This is a genomic window from Pseudoalteromonas sp. NZS71_1, assembly GCF_015864305.1.
Taxonomy (GTDB): Bacteria; Pseudomonadota; Gammaproteobacteria; order Enterobacterales; family Alteromonadaceae; genus Pseudoalteromonas; species Pseudoalteromonas arctica.
The window spans coordinates 53,449-70,587 of the sequence record NZ_JADYXM010000010.1; the positions used below are offsets into that span (position 1 = coordinate 53,449).

At 40.3% G+C, this 17,139-nt stretch carries 15 protein-coding genes and 1 riboswitch; of the genes, 8 read left to right on the plus strand and 7 right to left on the minus strand.

The genetic code is table 11. The features are described from left to right. Positions 1-37: 37 nt before the first annotated feature. Positions 38-694 (minus strand): DUF2959 domain-containing protein, encoded by a 657-nt coding sequence (locus I6F43_RS14455; protein ID WP_010554796.1) that lies wholly within the window; start codon positions 692-694, stop codon positions 38-40. Between the two features lie 87 nt (positions 695-781). Here I6F43_RS14455 and I6F43_RS14460 point away from each other — a divergent pair, with 87 nt between their 5' ends. Then, positions 782-1,687: a virulence factor BrkB family protein gene (locus tag I6F43_RS14460; protein WP_007582159.1), complete on the plus strand. Its 906-nt coding sequence runs from the start codon at positions 782-784 to the stop codon at positions 1,685-1,687. After that, the gene (gene dtd / locus I6F43_RS14465; protein ID WP_007582156.1) at positions 1,688-2,125 is read left to right on the plus strand and encodes a D-aminoacyl-tRNA deacylase; all 438 of its coding nucleotides are present in this window, start codon (positions 1,688-1,690) and stop codon (positions 2,123-2,125) included. Here dtd and I6F43_RS14470 read toward each other — a convergent pair. Next, positions 2,114-2,827: a spermidine synthase gene (locus tag I6F43_RS14470; RefSeq protein ID WP_197102873.1), complete on the minus strand. Its 714-nt coding sequence runs from the start codon at positions 2,825-2,827 to the stop codon at positions 2,114-2,116. The genes dtd and I6F43_RS14470 overlap by 12 nt on opposite strands. Before the next feature lie 247 nt (positions 2,828-3,074). Between I6F43_RS14470 and I6F43_RS14475 the strand changes: the two genes are divergently transcribed. After that, a complete protein-coding gene (locus I6F43_RS14475) occupies positions 3,075-3,968 on the plus strand; it encodes a bifunctional GNAT family N-acetyltransferase/hotdog fold thioesterase (RefSeq protein WP_197102875.1) in 894 nt (297 codons plus the stop codon). Between the two features lie 72 nt (positions 3,969-4,040). Here the strand turns inward: I6F43_RS14475 and I6F43_RS14480 are convergent, their stop codons facing one another. The 5 genes from I6F43_RS14480 to dapA all read right to left on the minus strand — a co-directional run bounded on the left by I6F43_RS14480 (position 4,041) and on the right by dapA (position 9,255). Continuing rightward, positions 4,041-5,075: a phospholipase A gene (locus I6F43_RS14480; RefSeq protein ID WP_002958796.1), complete on the minus strand. Its 1,035-nt coding sequence runs from the start codon at positions 5,073-5,075 to the stop codon at positions 4,041-4,043. A 207-nt stretch (positions 5,076-5,282) separates the two neighbouring features. Beyond that, the gene (locus I6F43_RS14485; protein ID WP_165735723.1) at positions 5,283-6,404 is read right to left on the minus strand and encodes a succinylglutamate desuccinylase/aspartoacylase family protein; all 1,122 of its coding nucleotides are present in this window, start codon (positions 6,402-6,404) and stop codon (positions 5,283-5,285) included. Between the two features lie 5 nt (positions 6,405-6,409). Next, positions 6,410-7,615 carry a PLP-dependent decarboxylase gene (locus I6F43_RS14490; protein ID WP_197102877.1) on the minus strand — a complete coding sequence of 402 codons (1,206 nt, stop codon included), beginning with the start codon at positions 7,613-7,615 and terminating at the stop codon, positions 6,410-6,412. Then, positions 7,615-8,355 (minus strand): 2,3,4,5-tetrahydropyridine-2,6-dicarboxylate N-succinyltransferase, encoded by a 741-nt coding sequence (locus tag I6F43_RS14495; RefSeq protein WP_007376223.1) that lies wholly within the window; start codon positions 8,353-8,355, stop codon positions 7,615-7,617. Before I6F43_RS14495 ends, I6F43_RS14490 begins: the two co-directional genes overlap by 1 nt. A gap of 15 nt (positions 8,356-8,370) precedes the next feature. Further along, positions 8,371-9,255 (minus strand): 4-hydroxy-tetrahydrodipicolinate synthase, encoded by an 885-nt coding sequence (gene dapA / locus I6F43_RS14500; RefSeq protein WP_197102879.1) that lies wholly within the window; start codon positions 9,253-9,255, stop codon positions 8,371-8,373. A gap of 190 nt (positions 9,256-9,445) precedes the next feature. Beyond that, positions 9,446-9,646: riboswitch (Lysine riboswitch) on the minus strand. A gap of 192 nt (positions 9,647-9,838) precedes the next feature. Here dapA and I6F43_RS14505 point away from each other — a divergent pair. The 5 genes from I6F43_RS14505 (at position 9,839) to I6F43_RS14525 (ending at position 17,136) form a co-directional block, all read left to right on the plus strand. Beyond that, complete coding sequence (locus I6F43_RS14505; RefSeq protein ID WP_024600032.1) at positions 9,839-10,534, plus strand: DNA-3-methyladenine glycosylase I; 696 nt, start codon at positions 9,839-9,841, stop codon at positions 10,532-10,534. Positions 10,535-10,545: 11 nt separating this feature from the next. Next, on the plus strand, positions 10,546-11,955 hold the full coding sequence (locus I6F43_RS14510) for a protein adenylyltransferase SelO (RefSeq protein WP_197102881.1): 1,410 nt from the start codon (positions 10,546-10,548) through the stop codon (positions 11,953-11,955). A gap of 396 nt (positions 11,956-12,351) precedes the next feature. Beyond that, a complete protein-coding gene (locus I6F43_RS14515; RefSeq protein WP_197102883.1) occupies positions 12,352-13,413 on the plus strand; it encodes an OmpA family protein in 1,062 nt (353 codons plus the stop codon). A 292-nt stretch (positions 13,414-13,705) separates the two neighbouring features. Then, on the plus strand, positions 13,706-16,303 hold the full coding sequence (gene acnB / locus I6F43_RS14520) for a bifunctional aconitate hydratase 2/2-methylisocitrate dehydratase (RefSeq protein ID WP_024597216.1): 2,598 nt from the start codon (positions 13,706-13,708) through the stop codon (positions 16,301-16,303). A gap of 200 nt (positions 16,304-16,503) precedes the next feature. Beyond that, on the plus strand, positions 16,504-17,136 hold the full coding sequence (locus tag I6F43_RS14525) for a 2OG-Fe dioxygenase family protein (RefSeq protein WP_007579988.1): 633 nt from the start codon (positions 16,504-16,506) through the stop codon (positions 17,134-17,136). Positions 17,137-17,139 lie beyond the last annotated feature (3 nt).

Consider the following 17,139-nt stretch of genomic DNA (forward strand, 5'->3'; position numbering starts at 1 on the left):
GCCTGCAATTGAGCAGGCTTGTTAAAGTAACAAATAATTAGCCAGCGCTATTCATTTGTTCAATAAATTTGTTTGAATCGGCAATCGATTTGTTCATGTCGTTCATCAACAATTGAATATCGCGCTTAAGGTTAGTGAATTCACCTTTAATAGCCGATACCGCTTGTGCATTTAAGTTATGCTTTAGGTATAAAACGTTATCATGAAGCGAGGTTAATACTGGCTCCATTTTACTCTCTGCGCTGCGCATTGAGCGTAATAGCTGATCAAATTGACGCTTAGTCGCGGCTAGCTTTTTGCTGCTTTCACGCTTAAGTGATGCGCTTTTGTATTGCTCTAACTCATCGCCCCACTCATCAAATAGCGCTTCTGCCACGTCTTCTACTTTATTGATGTTAGTTGAGACTTCGTTAGCGGCATTTAAGCTCGACTCGTAATCATCGTTTAGTTGATTGTAAGTGTCTTGTAGTTCGCCACCATTAAAATCGATTAGAGTAGTTAAGCGCTCTAGTGCCGATTTAAATTCTTCTTGTGACTCTTGCTGCGAGTCTTTGGTTTCTTCTACGCGATCAATAAGAATATCGCGTTTGTGAACACCCACTTTTTCCATCGCAGAATAATAAGCTGATTGGCAGCCAGTTAAAGTAAGTGTTACTACAAGCATTGAAACACTGAGTAATGTTTGTTTTTTCATTTGAATTCCTGTTTACGAGCGTTAGTGCTGTAAATTATGGCGCTGATTGTTATTATAATCAAAACTATATAAGCACAAGTCAATTGTATGAATGATAAGCTCTCACATTACAAACAGCAAGTTAAGTCCTTTATACGCCAGCAACCTGGTTGGTGGATGCAGTATTTTAATCGGTGTATAGACGATCAAATAACGGTTAATGCAGGTTACCTTGCTTACGTGACACTTCTTTCTTTAGTGCCATTAATTGCGGTGGGTGTTGCTATATTTTCAGCCTTTCCGGGCTTTGAATCTACTCGCATGGAAATTGAGAGCTTTTTGTTTACTAATTTTGTACCTACCTCTACCGATGTTATTAGAGAGCATATTAGCTCCTTTGCCGGTAACGCTAATCAAATGACGGCAGTAGGTATTGGCTTTTTAGCTGCAATTGCATTGCTGTTAATACGTAATGTAGATGCCACATTGAACCGAATTTGGCGCATAAAGAAAAAGCGCCCAATGATGATCTCATTTGCTGTGTACTGGATGGTTTTGAGCTTAGGGCCTATGTTGCTCGGTGCCAGTATTGGTGTTACCTCTTATATTGTATCTTTGGTGTCGTTTGCTGATCAGGGGATTCCTGGGTTTAGCGGGTTTTTGTTAAAGCTATTGCCGTATGGAATTTCGATGGTGGGCTTTATTATGCTCTACACCTTAGTGCCTAATACACGGGTGTCGTTTAGAGCGGCAATACCTGGCGCTTTTTTTGCGGCACTATTATTTGAGCTGACTAAAAAGGGGTTTGCTCTTTATATTAGCCATTTCCCGTCGTACGAAGTTATTTATGGCGCAGTAGCAACCATTCCTATTTTATTTGTATGGGTGTATTTGTCGTGGGTCGTTGTTTTACTTGGCGCTGAATTTACTGCGTGCATTAGCCCAAATGATATTCCAGAAACACCAGAGCTTGAACTAGAAGATGATGAACCAGCAGTAAAGGACACAGTTTAAATGCAAGGTTTAATACAACGTGTAAAGCATGCCAAAGTAGAAATTAACAACCACGTGGTAGGCGAAATTAGCCAAGGTATATTGTTGTTGCTGGGCGTTGAAAAACACGACGACAAACAAACGGCCGATAAGCTTTTACACAAGGTAAGTAATTATCGTATTTTTACTGACGAAAACGACAAAATGAACTTAAGCCTTAAAGATATTAAAGGTGAGTTACTTGTTGTTTCGCAATTTACGCTAGCGGCTGATACTAAAAAGGGTATGCGCCCTAGTTTTTCATCTGCGGCAACGCCAAGCCAAGCTAACGAGCTTTACGAATACTTTGTAGCTCAAGCTAAAGAGTTGGGGCTTACAATAGCCACAGGTGAGTTTGGTGCTGATATGCAAGTAAGCTTGTGTAACGATGGGCCCGTTACGTTTAACTTATCTGTTTAAGTTTTTGGTTACCACGACAATATGATTTACATAGCCCGTAATTTTCTGCGGGCTAACATTACAACTAAATACATCGAGTAATAGCTGCTGAAGTTGCTTTAATTGCGACTCATGCTGCGATAAAAAGTTAATAAATAGCACGCCGTTGTTATTTAAAGCCGAGTAGATTTTTTTATAAAATGCCTCTTCAAATAAAAATCGAGGCGCGTCTATTTGGCTAAATAAATCTAGAATAATCCAATCAATATTTTGCACACTTTCTAAAATCTGTTGCGCATCGGCGCACAGCAGTTGCTCATTCTTATTTGACGAAAAAAACTGGGTATAGCAATCAATAATATCGGCGTTTTTTTCAACCGATGTTATTTGTGCTTTAGGGTATTTGTGTTGTAAATAATTACGAATTGCACCGCCGCCAAGGCCGAGTTCTAACACTTTTTGTGGCGGCTTAAGAGCTTGCCAATGCTTATCTAGGTACAATAAGTGTGGAAAAAGTAATAAATCCGGGTTATTTAAATCAATAACAGATTGAAGAGTGTCGTTAATAAGTAACCAGCGTAACTGCTCGTGCTCACGTACTTGAATGTGATCGCCACTGCATTTATGCCAATAGATTAACTGGCCAATGCTGTGGCTATTTTCAATAAATTGATCGCTCAGCAAACCCGTCAGTGAATTTATATAATTGATTTTTTCAGTCATATTCTCAGCATAAACTAGCAACGTTAAAGCGCAATGGCCTTTGTCATTATTTTTTTACGTTATTTTACAGCCATCACCAAAGTCGTATTTGCAGTTTTTTTAAGATGGAGTATGGTATTTGCCATAATAATGCCAATCAATTTAATTATTTTATTTTTTTAGCTTGGTAGATAACCAATACTATTAGTATAGCGCCGTAGCCTTTTTTTGACTTTTATTTACGGCTTATATAACAACAGGAGTATGTATGTTTCAGGTAAGCACCCCACAAAGTAGCGAAGATTGGCAAGCGTATTACCAATTGCGTTGGCAGGTATTACGCGCGCCTTGGGGCGAGCCTCGTGGCTCTGAACAAGACGATATGGAACAAGACTCTGAGCATCGCTTTATAAAAAATAAAGAAGGCGAAGTACTAGGCGTAGCACGTTTGCACTTTAACAGTCATGAGCAAGCACAAGTGCGCTACATGGCAGTTGCAGAGGGGAACCGTAATCAGCATATTGGTAGTCGTTTGCTTCATGAGCTTGAAAAAATAGCATGGACACAAAATGCCGATGAACTGGTTTTGTTTGCTCGCGAACGAGCGCTTGAGTTTTATAAACGCCACGGTTACGAATTAAAAGAAAAAGCGCACTTAGCGTATGGCGATGTACAACATTTTAAAATGGTAAAGCAAAAACCGTCTGAGCCAGGCTGGTTTCGTCATCCAAATTGGACGCAAGTACTACAAAATACGTGGCGTGAGTCTATTCCAATTAGTGACGCGATGGGTATTAAGGTAGAAAGCTATACCGATTGGCAATTTACAACCAGCGCCGACCTAGACGCTAACTTAAACCTACATAACACCATGTTTGCAGGCTCTATTTATAGCTTGGCCACGCTAACCGGTTGGGGCGCTACGTACTTAGCACTTAAAGAAGCTGGGCTTGAAGGTAATATTGTATTAGCCGATGCAAACATTAAGTACTTAAAGCCGCTTACTACCGACCCACGTGGCTGTGTTGATATACAAACCTGTAAGGGCAAGTTAAGCGATTTAGAAACCGATGGTAAAGCAAGTTACGTAGTGCCAGTAACTATTTACGATGGTGATAACGTGGTTGCCGAATTTGAAGGACAGTTCGTAGTAAAAAAATAACTGTTTAGCTGTTCAAAACACAAAAAAGCTAAGCGATGCTTGGCTTTTTTGTGCGTAAAACTTAGGGAAGTATCACAGCAGATCGGTTAATAATATACCTACACCAATACGTTCTACATCCGCATTGTAATCAATTAAGCTTTCGCCATAACCGTTAAAGTATTGTGCATAACCACGAACGCGGCCCCATAAAGGAAACGACCAGTCGAGTTGAATTGCACCACGATTATCTGAATTTAAGTTGTTACGTGTCATAAAGCTAAACTCATGGTCATGAAAACGATACGCGCCGCTAAACTCAAAGTAACCCATGTATTTATATATGTCTGGGTTGTCGTCGCCATTGGCTTCTAAAATATCTTCTTTTTCGTCCTCAGCTATGCGATACCAAGGTTTAAAGCTAAAAACAAAGCCTCTGTTTTCCCAGATAAAGTCTGCATAAATACGGTTCCACGAACGTGAGTTTGGTTGGCTTCGACCATTTGACTGATGCGAGATACCTAATGCGATTGCCATTTCGTCGCCCCATAATACGTTTTCTGGGTCGAGGTAATTTATCCAAAATATCTCTGGTTCGTAGTTGGTCTCACGAAATGGAGAAGAAATTTCTGAGTTATAAATCTGCCAATATGATTGCAGTGTAAAGCCAAAAAATATGGCTTGGTCTTTATCCGAAAAATCATCGTAAAGAGGCACTTTTATCGATAGCTGGTATTTTGCTTCTAAGTTGTCGAGCGGTTCACCGTCGTTGTCGTCGGTTAGTGCATCAAAGCCATCAAATGGGCGATCGTTTGGGTGTGATACGTACGAAAGCGGTAAAATATAGTTACGCTTATGTGGCGTAATTACATTTCTATTTTTTTTACCTACTTCTTCACGAGCTTGGCGTTTATCAAGCGCGGTAAGTTGTTTGTTTTCTTCAAGAGCTGAACACTTTTTACGAAGATCGTCTAATGTTTGTTTACCATCTCCGCCAATTACTTCATTTAAAATACACTGCTTTACAAGTTCGATGTCGTTGTCTTGCTCATTTGTAGCAACTTCTTCTTGTGCGAAGGTAGCTGTACTTATTAAGGCAGAAAGTGTGATCCAGTGGCGCCAGCTCATTGTAATTCCTTGTGGGTTCGGGTTGTGTTGTATGCGTTAATTTAATTATAACGTCTTTTTACATATGTAACGGTGAACTTTTACTGAATTTGTATTTATAACAAGGTCTATACGTATACAAAGTAAATATAGATCAGAAAAAAAAGCGGCCTAGGCCGCTTTTTAATGCACATTAACTATGTGCTCTCACGCAATGAGAAGGGTGAGCTAAAGCTCAAATATGTTAGTAAAAAACTTATAAAGTTCGGTGCCTTGGTTAACACTCGCCGAGGCAAAGTGCAAAATGGCAATTGCATCGCAATCGAGAGTAAGTGTTTGCAGTGGTTGCTCGCTTAAGTAGCGCTCCATGCGTAAAATATTAGCAATAGGCTCACCGGCTTTAATGTGCCCGCCAAGTGGGGCTATGTATTCAACCATGCCGCCAATGGGGGCGTAATAAGCAAAGTAGTCATCTAAATTACATGCATAGCGAGTGATATTAGCTGGCGTATGTGGTGCGTTTTGCAGCACGCCTTTGTGATTTAAGTAACTTAAAATGCTGTTAGCATCGTTTAGCGCTTCTTTTAAGTCTATTTTTTCTTGGCTACCTAGCTCTACAGTAAATGCTTCAACAGGTATTGATAATTCGCGACCTTGCCCGCTAAGTGCATCACTTAAATGCCACCACGGGCAAAAGTTAGCTTCGTCCATAGCGCCGTCAAAATCACTAGGAATAAGCAATACATGCTCAATATTAAAGTAACGTGCGCTGTCGGTTGCATAGGTTGGGCAGTACAAATGCTTGCTTGAAATAGGACCTGTGTGTAAATCGAGTACTATATCAGCCTGATGAGCGAGCTTTTGTAGGTTAAGTGCAATGCGTTTACCCGTATTAAGTAAATAAGCAGGGCCGTTAAGTTTGTTGTCTACTTCGTCAATAAGCGCCTGTTTGAAGTTACTTTTTAATGTAGCGTCGTCATACTGGGTATGATTTTGTGCAAACTGTGCCACTAAATTTTTATTGTAGTGATACATGCGATTCCAATTAGTGCCCGTAATCGGATCGAACCTGCCAAGGGTAAACTCGCCAGATTTTTGATTACAACCAATTGGGTTAGCATAAGGCACTAATGTAATATCGCCATTAAGATTAAGGTGTTTTAATTGCTCAAGTAGCTGAAAAATAACTGCGTTACCTTGCACTTCAGCGCCATGCATATTGGCCTGAACATAAACACTAGGCCCTGTGCCATCGCCTTTTAAACGATACACAGGAATTGTAAGTGGTAAGCCGTTTGCAACTTCCCCTACTACAATGTTCTCTTGGCTGATGTGTGTTTTATTGCTCATATTTATTACCTTAAATAATGGCTAGCATTTTCGGCTTGGCGAACACAGGTAAGTGTACCGTTTTGCAATGTGTACTCTGCGGCTAGCTCATGGCATAAAAAATACGGCATACTTTCGGTAAAACCGTAAGCACCACATTGGCTGAACACCAGCCAATCGTGCTCATTTAAATCGCTTGGTAAGTTATGTTCACCCAAGCAATCAAGCGCGGTACAAAGCGGTCCGTATAAGGTTAACGTTTGTGTTTTAGCGCTGGATTCACGTAGTAACGCAGCAGGAAAATCTTGGCTGGTAACAGCAGGGCGTAATAAGTGATTTATACCGCCGCTTAAAATGACTTGCTGTTGATTATAGTTTTGTTTGCGCTCTATTACTGGGTTTGCGTAATGACCACATTCGCCAACGGCATAACGACCAAGTTCCATCCATAATTCTTCTACACCAGCATCATTTTTAATTTTAGCGAGCGCAGCAATTAAGTCATCCCAATCAAGAGTTGTTTCATTTTGTGTATAAGGAATACCTAAACCACCACCTAAATCGAGAATTTTAAGGCTAATATTTAAATCGCTGGCAAGTTGGCTAAGAGGTGCAATCATTTGTGACCACAATTCGCTTAGCTTTTGTGTGCTAAGCATGTTGCCCCACTGAAAAATATGTAAGCCGTCAAATTTAAGCGCAGGGTAGTCAGCTACATTGAGTGCTTGCCACTCATTACAACCCAAACCAAACGGCGTAAGGCTGTCGCCGCCCAGTGGGTTTTTTTCACCCTCAGGCCAGCGTAATTGCACTCGCAGTAATACTTGTAACTGCGTATTTTGTAGTTGCGCTTGTTGGTTTAACCAACGTACTTGATTGAGGCTTTCGGCTACGAATATACGCACGCCGCGCTCAATAAAGTGTTTAATTTGTTTAGGGCTTTTTGCAGGCCCTGTGTTGAGCACGCGCTGTGAGCTAATACCTTGTGCTAGCACTTGCTCAAGCTCACCTTTACTTGCTACGTCAAAATTAAAACCAGCGTTGTCTAAGCTTTGAATAATTTTAGACAGTGGATTTGCTTTTACCGCGTACCACAGTTTTACATCGGTTTGCGCAACTAAACGTGCAAGATGCGCGTTTAGTTGATCTAGGTCGTAAACAAAAAAAGGTGTATCAAGTTGTTGTGTAATTGTATTTACAGCGGTTTTGATAGGCGTGCTCAAAAAGCTCATTATCGTAAAACCTCTTCAAGTAATAATGATGCATCGCTTTTTTCGTCGCGGTATTTAACTATTAACGCACACGACATGCTTAGGCCTTGCTCGCGCGCCCACTCGTTTGAAGCAGGGCGAGAGCCCGGTATTACAATGGCATATTCTGGGATTGGCTCGCCTTTATCAAGTTGGCGCTCGTTTACGCAGTCGTATACCGGAATAGTTGCTGATAAACGCACGCCTGGGGCAAGTACTGCGCCTTTTTTAATAACTACACCTTCAACAATAATACAGCCAGCGCCAATAAAGGCGTCGTCTTCTACAACTACTGGGCTTGCACCAATTGGCTCAAGTACACCACCAAGCTGCACTGCAGCACTTAAATGTACGTTTTTACCTACTTGTGCACACGAGCCAACTAATGCGTGGCTATCTACCATTGTGCCTTCGTCGATGTATGCACCAATGTTTACATACGCTGGTGGCATAATAATCGTGCCTTTAGCAACATAAGCACCACGGCGAACACTAGAGCCACCTGGCACCATACGTACGCCATCGTCAGTACTAAATTCTTGTGGAGCTAGGTTATGTTTATCAACAAAGCCGCCTGCAAACTCAGTATTAGTGCCATTTTTAAAGGCATCCAAAATGCCTTGTTTTACTTCTACGTTAGCTTGCCATTGGCCGCTTTCGTTTTGTGATGCTGCGCGTACTGCGCCCGATTCTAAATTATTTAATAGTTCTAACCAGCTCATTATAAAAACCTGTATTTAATGCCAAGATAAAATGGTGTTGTTTGCAGTTGTGATGCAATCGGTTTGAGTTAACTCAAGGTGTGTTAAAGGTGGACGAAGTTGCGGGCTGCTTAAGCGACCTTGCAAATGCATCAATACCTTTACGGGAATAGGGTTTGCGACAGCAAATAGGCTATTAATAGCGCTTGACCACTGGGCAAATAAATTAGGGTGTTGGCCACTTAAGCTGCGTTTAACAAACTCGTGAGTTTGTGCGGGCCATGCGTTTGCAGCTACCGATACTAACCCTTTTGCGCCGGCTTGGGCAAAATAAGGCATTAGCGCATCGTCACCACTAAATATAGCTAAATTAGGCGCCGCTTGGCGGTAAGCTTCAAACTGAGCAATGCTGCCGCTCGCTTCTTTTAACGCCCATAAATTTTTATTGTTTTGTAAGTTTTGAATTGTTGCCGTTGGGATGCTAACAGCACTACGCCCCGGTACGTTATAAAGCATACACGGGTGAGCACTTGCATTAAGTAGGCTTTCAAACCAATGAGTTTGGCCTATAGCGCCGGGCTTTGCATAAAGGGGTGAGCCAAGTAAAAAGCTATGAATTGGGAGTGTATTACAGTAGTTAACCCACTCAATTTGTTGCTTTAAGTTACTACCACCCACAGCAACCATTAATGGGACCGCTGGTTTTAGCTGGCATACGTGTTCAACAATTGCTTGCTGCTCTTCTTGCGTTAGCGCCAAGCCTTCGCCCGTACTACCAAGTAGTAGAATACCGTTATGTGCCGCTTCTTGCTCGCTAACCAGCTTAGTTAACGTGTTGTAGTCAACATCGCCGTGTTGATCAAATGGCGTAACAAGCGCGGTCCACAATGAGTAGTCGTTTAAATTGAAGTTGTTGATCATCTCTCACGAACTTATAATTTGTACCAACTTTATTAAAAACGTGATCATTTTAGCGATAACTAATTTAATGCAATTGATATTATTCGAAGAGTTAAAAAGCTTTATGGAAGGAGCCGCATTAACGTCGTTCGAACTAATAATTCGAAGAGCGAATGGGCTTAAAATAATAGGGCGCACGGCCTTAATATTTAAGACCAGAAGCTCTCCACCAAACTAATAAGCTGCTTGTTATAAGCAGCTATTGGTGACAGTCGCTAGGGTTCAACCTAGTCGCCCGAAATAAACACTTCGCAAAAGTGATTACTTCTCGGCGTTAATTCCCCTCACGTATGCTCACTGGAGTTTGCGCTCCTAACATACGCTACCTGAATAACGCACCTCTTCTAGCCCTTTGCACCTGTTTGTAGAGTAAAAACTTACAAACCGCTGCAATTTAAATAGGGTAATTACGGCGATTAAAGCATTTTAGCCGTCTAGGTGTCAAGCGACTAAATACATATTCATTCATCCATAATGGGAGTGGTTACGTATTGGGTGCTTTTCTCGTACACTAGCAATATAAGTAGTGAGGTATTTAATTAGTATGGAAAAATTTAGCGATATTTATAAGCGAGCGGTAGAGCGAAAAGGCTCTGAAAAGATGCTTAAGTTATTACTTGCAAAACCGCTATCTAAAAAACAACTAAGCACGTTAAGTGACGACGATTGGCTTGAAGAATTTACTCGAAAAGTATTTCAAAGCGGCTTTTATTGGTCAGTAATTAATAATAAGTGGCCGGGCTTTAGAGAGGTTTTTTGGGATTTTAGTGTTGATAAATTATTAATGATGCCACCCGATATGCTGGAACAAAAAGCAACGGATGAGCGAATTGTTCGTAACTATAAAAAAGTAAAAACAATTACCGAAAATGCTTACATGATCCACGAAATAGCACAAGAACATGGCAGTTTTAGCCAGTTTGTCGCTAATTGGCCAACAGACGATATTATTGGTTTATGGGCGTATTTAAAAAAGCATGGTTCGCGTTTAGGCGGAAATACAGGACCTTATGCGCTACGAGCACTTGGTAAAGATACTTTTTTACTATCACGCGATGTAGAGAATTATTTGCGTGCTCATAAAATTATAGACGGCGGCTTACAAACCAAAAAATCACTGAGTGCAGCCCAAGCCTTTTTTAATGAAATGCAAAAGCAAAGTGGTTTAAGTATGCAAGAGCTAAGCTTAATTGTGGCCTATGGTGTAGGTGATAACCGCGTGGGTATAAGTCAGCAATAATAGGAATTACCATGAAATTAGTGCCAAGATACACAGATATTGCGGAAAACTTCGCGATAGAAGACTTCCCTGCAAGTGTTGCCTCTCCTCAGTTATTGCTGTGGAACGAGAGCTTAGCAAAAGAGTTTAATATTAATGTTGCAGCTGATTTGCGTGCTAGCACTTTTAGCGGTAACGAAAAACAGGCGATTCCTGCAGTAGCACTTGGTTACTCTGGGCACCAATTTGGGCATTTTTCACCACGTTTAGGCGATGGGCGAGCGCATTTGCTGGGCGCTATTAATGATGGTAAAAACCAGTTGTGGGATATTCAATTAAAAGGCTCTGGTGCTACTCCTTACTCAAGAGGGGGAGATGGGCGTTGTGCTCTTGGTCCTGCTATTCGTGAATACGTAATGAGCGAGGCAATGCATGCACTAGGCATTAAAACCACACGCTGCTTAGCGGTTGTTGGTAGTGGCGAAACGGTTTATCGTAATCCGCCACAAGCAGGCGCTATAGTTACTCGTTTAGCAACGAGCCATATTCGCGTTGGCTCGTTTCAATATTTAGCGACGCAAGGCGATGTTGAAGGGCTTAAAAATTTAGCCGATTTAGCTATAGAGCGACACTACCCAGAAATAACCGATACAGGATCGCAGCGTTATTTAGCATTTTTAGGCGCTGTGATTAAAAACCAAGTTAAGCTAGTTGTGAGCTGGATGCGTGTTGGCTTTATTCATGGAGTAATGAATACCGATAATACGCTAGTAAGTGGAGAAACCATTGATTACGGCCCCTGCGCCATGATGAATAATTTTGATTTTGATACTGTATTTAGCTCTATCGACAAACAAGGTCGGTATGCATTTGGTAATCAACCTAATATAGCTAACTGGAACTGTGCTCGCTTAGCTGAGAGTTTAATACCACTTATTAGCGATGATGACGAGCAAGCGGTTGCATTAATGACGCCATTTATTAATAGTTTTGCTGAGCAGTTTAATACTGAGTTTACGGCTATGTGGGCACAAAAACTGGGTTTAAATGAATCTTTCAATAGTAGTGGCGAGTTAATCGCAGAGTTGTTAACACTATTAAAAGATAACCAGCTCGATTACACCAATACTTTTGATGCGCTTACTGAATCCTTAAAAGAAGAAGTAGTAATACCAGAGTCGCTAATTGAATGGAGAGCTAAGTGGGTAAGCTTAACCGACGATAATAGTTATGAAGTAATGAGAGCTGCAAATCCTCGTGTAATACCGCGTAATCATGTGATCGAAGAAATAATTGCACAATATAACGCTACTGGGTCTAGTGAGTTGCTACAGCGCTTTATAAAAATAGCCAGTAACCCATATTCTGACAGTGAAAAATTATCAGAATTTCAAGCTACGCCGATAAATGAGAATGATTACCAGACTTTTTGTGGTACTTAACTCTTAACTTTAAATATAACCACATGATTAAAAAGAGTCATTTTTTAATCAAACATGCGCATATATCTAGGGGAATGTTAATTCTGGTGGTATTATGCGCCGAATTAAAGCCAAGCAATGTTTCTTTGCATTTACATTTATAAGTGCATTTAATTTAATTGCTCTTACATTCCTTGCTAAGTACTAATTTACAAAAAACTACTATATTTATTTTTCAATAAAGTTTTAATTTCGCCTATAGTAAGTGGATGTGTGTTGTGACTGGGCATAGAAAAAAGTTATAAACTTTATTTTTCGTTAAGTATTGATTAACAAAGGCTCAGTTAGTCTATATAAAACTGATTGAGCTAGTATCGATTAGCTACAATTTAAAATTGTTCAAATGGGAAGAAAACAATGAAATTAAAATCACTTACAATTGCAATCGCGTTGGCTGCAACTAGCGCATCTACATTCGCTGCTGATAAAGAAGAAGGTTTCTACATTGGCGCATTTGGCGACTACTATGACGCATCTTGGAAAAACATGCGTGCTCAAGCTGGTCTTGACGTAAATGAATCAACTGGCTGGGGTGTTGAAGCCGGTTACCGTTTCAGTGATTACTGGAGCGCACGTCTTGAATATGCAGATATGGATTTTAATGCTTTTGATAAAGTTGCTGGCAACCGCAACAGTATCGATGGCGAGCGTTACGGTATTGATGCTCTTTACCATTTAAATGGTGGACCTTTCTACGGTCTTTTCGGTATTAAAGAAATGGACGTAGTAGATGACAACACATTCTTAAATGCAGGTGTTGGTTACCAACATTTCATTACAGATGGCTTATTTGTAAATGCTGAAACAGCTGTATACCAAGGTCTTGACCGTGGTTACACAGATGTAGGCGCTAAAATTGGTATTAACTACTTATTCGGCCAAAATTCAGCTCCTGTAGAGCCAGTTAAACCAGCTCCAGAGCCTAAGGTAATTGAAGTAGCTGTAGCTCCTACAGATAGCGACAACGACAACATTCCTGATGCAGATGATAAGTGTGCTAACACACCTATGACTGATGCAGTTGATGGCACTGGTTGTACTTTATATGAAGACAAAGAAGTAACTGTAAGCTTATTAGTGACTTTCCCTAACAATGCTTCAGCAGTATCTACTCAGTACTTAAACGATATTGAAAAAGTATCTGCATTCTTAAAAGAGTACCCAGATACAACAGTACTTTTAGAAGGTCACACTTCTTCTGTAGGTAAAGCAACTTACAACAAATGGTTATCTAAAAAACGTGCTGATGCAGTAGCTAAGCAATTAGTTTCTGATGGCATTGTTAAAGACCGTATTACTACAGTTGGTTTAGGTGAAGAGCGTCTTAAAAATGATGCAAACACTAAAGCTGCAAACGCAGAAAACCGTCGTGTAGAAGCGCATATCAAAACTATCAAAAACGTTAAAGTTTTACGTTAATTAAATAGTTTGTAATAAAAACCCAGCCAAGTGCTGGGTTTTTTTATGGCTGTAATAAATTAATATTGGTTAATGGTAATGATTCTTACTTAACAAGTATTCATGAAAATAGTTTTTACTACAACCACTATTCATAGTATTTATAATCGGTATAATCAGTTGCGTAACTGGATGGATTTTCATCTATCCATAAAAGCTTTATAATTACGCGTTAGAATACTATAAGTATTGGGTAACTTATTTGCGCTTGAAGCGCTACCGGATACTTTCACGTCACCAAGAGGGCAATATTGTGCTACAAGAATATCGTAAACACGTAGAAGAACGTGCCGCGTTAGGTATCGTACCAGCGCCATTAGATGCTCAGCAAACTGCTGATCTTATTGAATTAATCAAAAATCCACCTGCAGGTGAAGAAGAATTCATTTTAGATTTGTTCATTCAGCGTATACCAGCAGGTGTTGATGATGCTGCTTATATTAAAGCGGGCTTCTTAGCAGCTGTAGCTAAAGGTGAAACTAATTCTCCACTTGTTTCTAAAGAAAAAGCGGCAGAATTATTAGGTACAATGTTGGGCGGTTACAATATTGCACCAATGATTGACCTACTTGATGACGAAACACTTGCACCAATCGTAGTTAAAGGCCTTTCAAATACATTACTTATGTTTGATGCGTTCTACGATGTAGAAGAAAAAGCAAAAGCAGGTAATACATTCGCTAAGCAAATTATTGAGTCTTGGGCAAATGCAGAATGGTTTACTAATAAGCCAGCTGTTGCTGAAAAGATTTCAGTTACTGTATTTAAAGTAACTGGCGAAACAAATACTGATGACTTGTCTCCTGCACCAGATGCATGGTCTCGTCCAGATATCCCACTTCATGCTTTAGCAATGCTAAAAATTGAACGCGATGGTATTACACCTGATAAAGCGGGCGAAGTTGGTCCAATTACTCAGATTGAAGAATTAAAAACTAAAGGTTTACCACTTGCTTACGTAGGTGATGTTGTTGGTACGGGTTCTTCTCGTAAGTCTGCAACTAACTCTGTACTTTGGTTTATGGGCGATGATATCCCGTTTGTACCAAACAAGCGTGTTGGCGGTGTATGTTTAGGTAATAAAATTGCTCCAATCTTCTTCAACACAATGGAAGATTCAGGCGCATTACCAATCGAATTAAATGTTGATGAACTCAACATGGGCGAGCAAATCGACATTTATCCGTACGAAGGTGTTGTTAAGCAACATGGTACTGATAAAGTGATTTCTACTTTTGAGCTTAAATCTGATGTGATTTTAGATGAAGTTCGTGCTGGTGGTCGTATTCCACTAATCATCGGTCGTGGTTTAACTGATAAAGCGCGTACATCTCTTGGCTTAGGCGCAACTGATACATTTAAAGTACCAACAGCAACAGAAGTTTCTGATAAAGGCTTCACACTAGCGCAAAAAATGGTTGGTAAAGCATGTAACGTTGCAGGTATTCGCCCAGGTCAGTACTGTGAGCCTAAAATGACAACTGTTGGTTCGCAAGATACAACAGGTCCTATGACACGTGATGAACTTAAAGATCTAGCATGTTTAGGTTTCTCTGCAGATTTAACAATGCAGTCATTCTGTCATACATCAGCTTATCCTAAGCCTATCGATGTAAGCACTCACCATACGCTTCCTGATTTCATCATGAACCGTGGCGGTGTTTCACTTCGTCCAGGTGATGGTATTATTCACTCGTGGTTAAACCGTATGTTATTACCAGATACCGTAGGTACTGGTGGTGATTCACATACACGTTTCCCATTAGGTATTTCATTCCCAGCCGGTTCGGGTGCAGTAGCATTCGCAGCAGCAACTGGTGTTATGCCGCTTGATATGCCTGAATCTATTTTGGTTCGTTTTAAAGGCGAAATGCAACCAGGTATCACTTTACGTGACCTTGTTCATGCAATCCCTTACTACGGTATCAAACAAGGTTTATTAACAGTTGAGAAAAAAGGTAAAATTAACGAATTCTCTGGTCGCGTACTAGAAATTGAAGGCGTTGAGCACCTAACTGTTGAGCAAGCGTTTGAATTATCAGATGCATCTGCAGAGCGTTCGGCAGCAGGTTGTACTGTTAAGTTATCTAAAGAGTCTATCTCTGAATACCTAGAATCAAACATTGTTATGCTTAAGTGGATGATTTCTGAAGGTTACGGCGATGTACGTACGATTGAACGTCGTATTACTGCAATGCAAGATTGGTTAGCTAACCCAGAACTAATGGAAGCTGACGCTGATGCAGAGTACAAGCATATCGTTGAAATTGATTTAGCTGAGATTAAAGAACCTGTTCTTTGTGCTCCAAATGACCCAGATGATGCGCGTCTTCTTTCTGATGTTGCTGGCGAGAAAATTGATGAAGTATTCATCGGTTCTTGTATGACTAACATTGGTCACTTCCGTGCTGCTGGTAAGTTGCTTGATGGCTTTAAAGGTCAACTTCCGACTCAGCTTTGGGTTGCTCCACCAACTAAGATGGACAAAGACCAACTTACAGAAGAAGGTTACTACGGTATTTTTGGTCGTGTTGGCGCACGTATCGAAACTCCAGGTTGTTCACTATGTATGGGTAACCAAGCACGTGTTGCAGATAAAGCAACGGTTGTGTCTACCTCTACACGTAACTTCCCTAACCGTTTAGGTAATGGCGCAAACGTATTCTTAGCATCATCTGAGCTTGCTGCAATTGCTGCAATCATTGGTAAATTACCAACAGTTGCTGAGTACCAAGAATATGCTGCGAAGATCAATGCAACGGCGTCAGATACATACCGTTACTTGAACTTCCACCGTATGCCTGCTTACACTAAAAAAGCAGACAACGTGATTATTCAACAAGCTGTATAATTTTTAGAGTTTGTTTAAAAACCCGCTTAGGCGGGTTTTTTATTGGCTAAAATAAATATTAGATAGTTCATGCTTCTTTTTTTATATTATTGTATTAAATCTAGTCTTAAGTTGCTTTTAAAGTAAGTAATCGCGCAAAAATTCCTATCAAAATGCATTAAAATCCTCATCAATATTCTCATTATTTTAGGCGAGATTTTATGACAGCATTAAACAACCAGAATTTACTGCAACTACGTTTTGTTAACCAAGCAAATATTGATTTGGTTAAGCCTTCTTTTGATAACCTGCCTGCAAATCCTTATGCAGATGGTGCCTTTCGTAAACGTCGTTACTCAGTAGTTAAAATGCAAAATGGTGAAATAAAGTTACAACAAACCAAAGCATTTGTTCAAGATGATTCAATTAATACTTTTCAAGGTAATGTAGAGCGTACTTACGAAAACCTAGAGCAAAGTTTACTTGAGTCAGAAGGCATGAAAAGCATTGTAAATGAGTTTCGCCAACTTACCGGTATTGATGAGCAGCGTGATATTGAAATTCATCAGTTCCGTATGCTTGCAATTAACAGCGATACGCCGGCAGCGCCAGAAGGCGTACATCAAGATGGTTTTGATCATGTATGTATATGCGGCGTTTCTCATGAAAACTTAGAAGGCGGCGAGCTACTTGTATACGAAAACAAGCAAGCTGAGCCTTGTTTTAAAATGGAAATAAAAGACGGCATGTTTGCATTAATAAACGACCGTCAAGTGTGGCATAACGCAACACCTATGAACAAAATTGATGCTAGCAAACCAGGTTACCTGGATTGTTTTGTATTAACGTCTTAAGGA

Bases quoted from the DNA above. Each gene is read 5' to 3' on its own strand.
- I6F43_RS14455 (WP_010554796.1), bottom strand. From the start codon at position 694: ATGAAAAAACAAACATTACTCAGTGTTTCAATGCTTGTAGTAACACTT.
- I6F43_RS14460 (WP_007582159.1), top strand. From the start codon at position 782: ATGAATGATAAGCTCTCACATTACAAACAGCAAGTTAAGTCCTTTATA.
- dtd (WP_007582156.1), top strand. From the start codon at position 1,688: ATGCAAGGTTTAATACAACGTGTAAAGCATGCCAAAGTAGAAATTAAC.
- I6F43_RS14470 (WP_197102873.1), bottom strand. From the start codon at position 2,827: ATGACTGAAAAAATCAATTATATAAATTCACTGACGGGTTTGCTGAGC.
- I6F43_RS14475 (WP_197102875.1), top strand. From the start codon at position 3,075: ATGTTTCAGGTAAGCACCCCACAAAGTAGCGAAGATTGGCAAGCGTAT.
- I6F43_RS14480 (WP_002958796.1), bottom strand. From the start codon at position 5,075: ATGAGCTGGCGCCACTGGATCACACTTTCTGCCTTAATAAGTACAGCT.
- I6F43_RS14485 (WP_165735723.1), bottom strand. From the start codon at position 6,404: ATGAGCAATAAAACACACATCAGCCAAGAGAACATTGTAGTAGGGGAA.
- I6F43_RS14490 (WP_197102877.1), bottom strand. From the start codon at position 7,615: ATGAGCTTTTTGAGCACGCCTATCAAAACCGCTGTAAATACAATTACA.
- I6F43_RS14495 (WP_007376223.1), bottom strand. From the start codon at position 8,355: ATGAGCTGGTTAGAACTATTAAATAATTTAGAATCGGGCGCAGTACGC.
- dapA (WP_197102879.1), bottom strand. From the start codon at position 9,255: ATGATCAACAACTTCAATTTAAACGACTACTCATTGTGGACCGCGCTT.
- I6F43_RS14505 (WP_024600032.1), top strand. From the start codon at position 9,839: ATGGAAAAATTTAGCGATATTTATAAGCGAGCGGTAGAGCGAAAAGGC.
- I6F43_RS14510 (WP_197102881.1), top strand. From the start codon at position 10,546: ATGAAATTAGTGCCAAGATACACAGATATTGCGGAAAACTTCGCGATA.
- I6F43_RS14515 (WP_197102883.1), top strand. From the start codon at position 12,352: ATGAAATTAAAATCACTTACAATTGCAATCGCGTTGGCTGCAACTAGC.
- I6F43_RS14525 (WP_007579988.1), top strand. From the start codon at position 16,504: ATGACAGCATTAAACAACCAGAATTTACTGCAACTACGTTTTGTTAAC.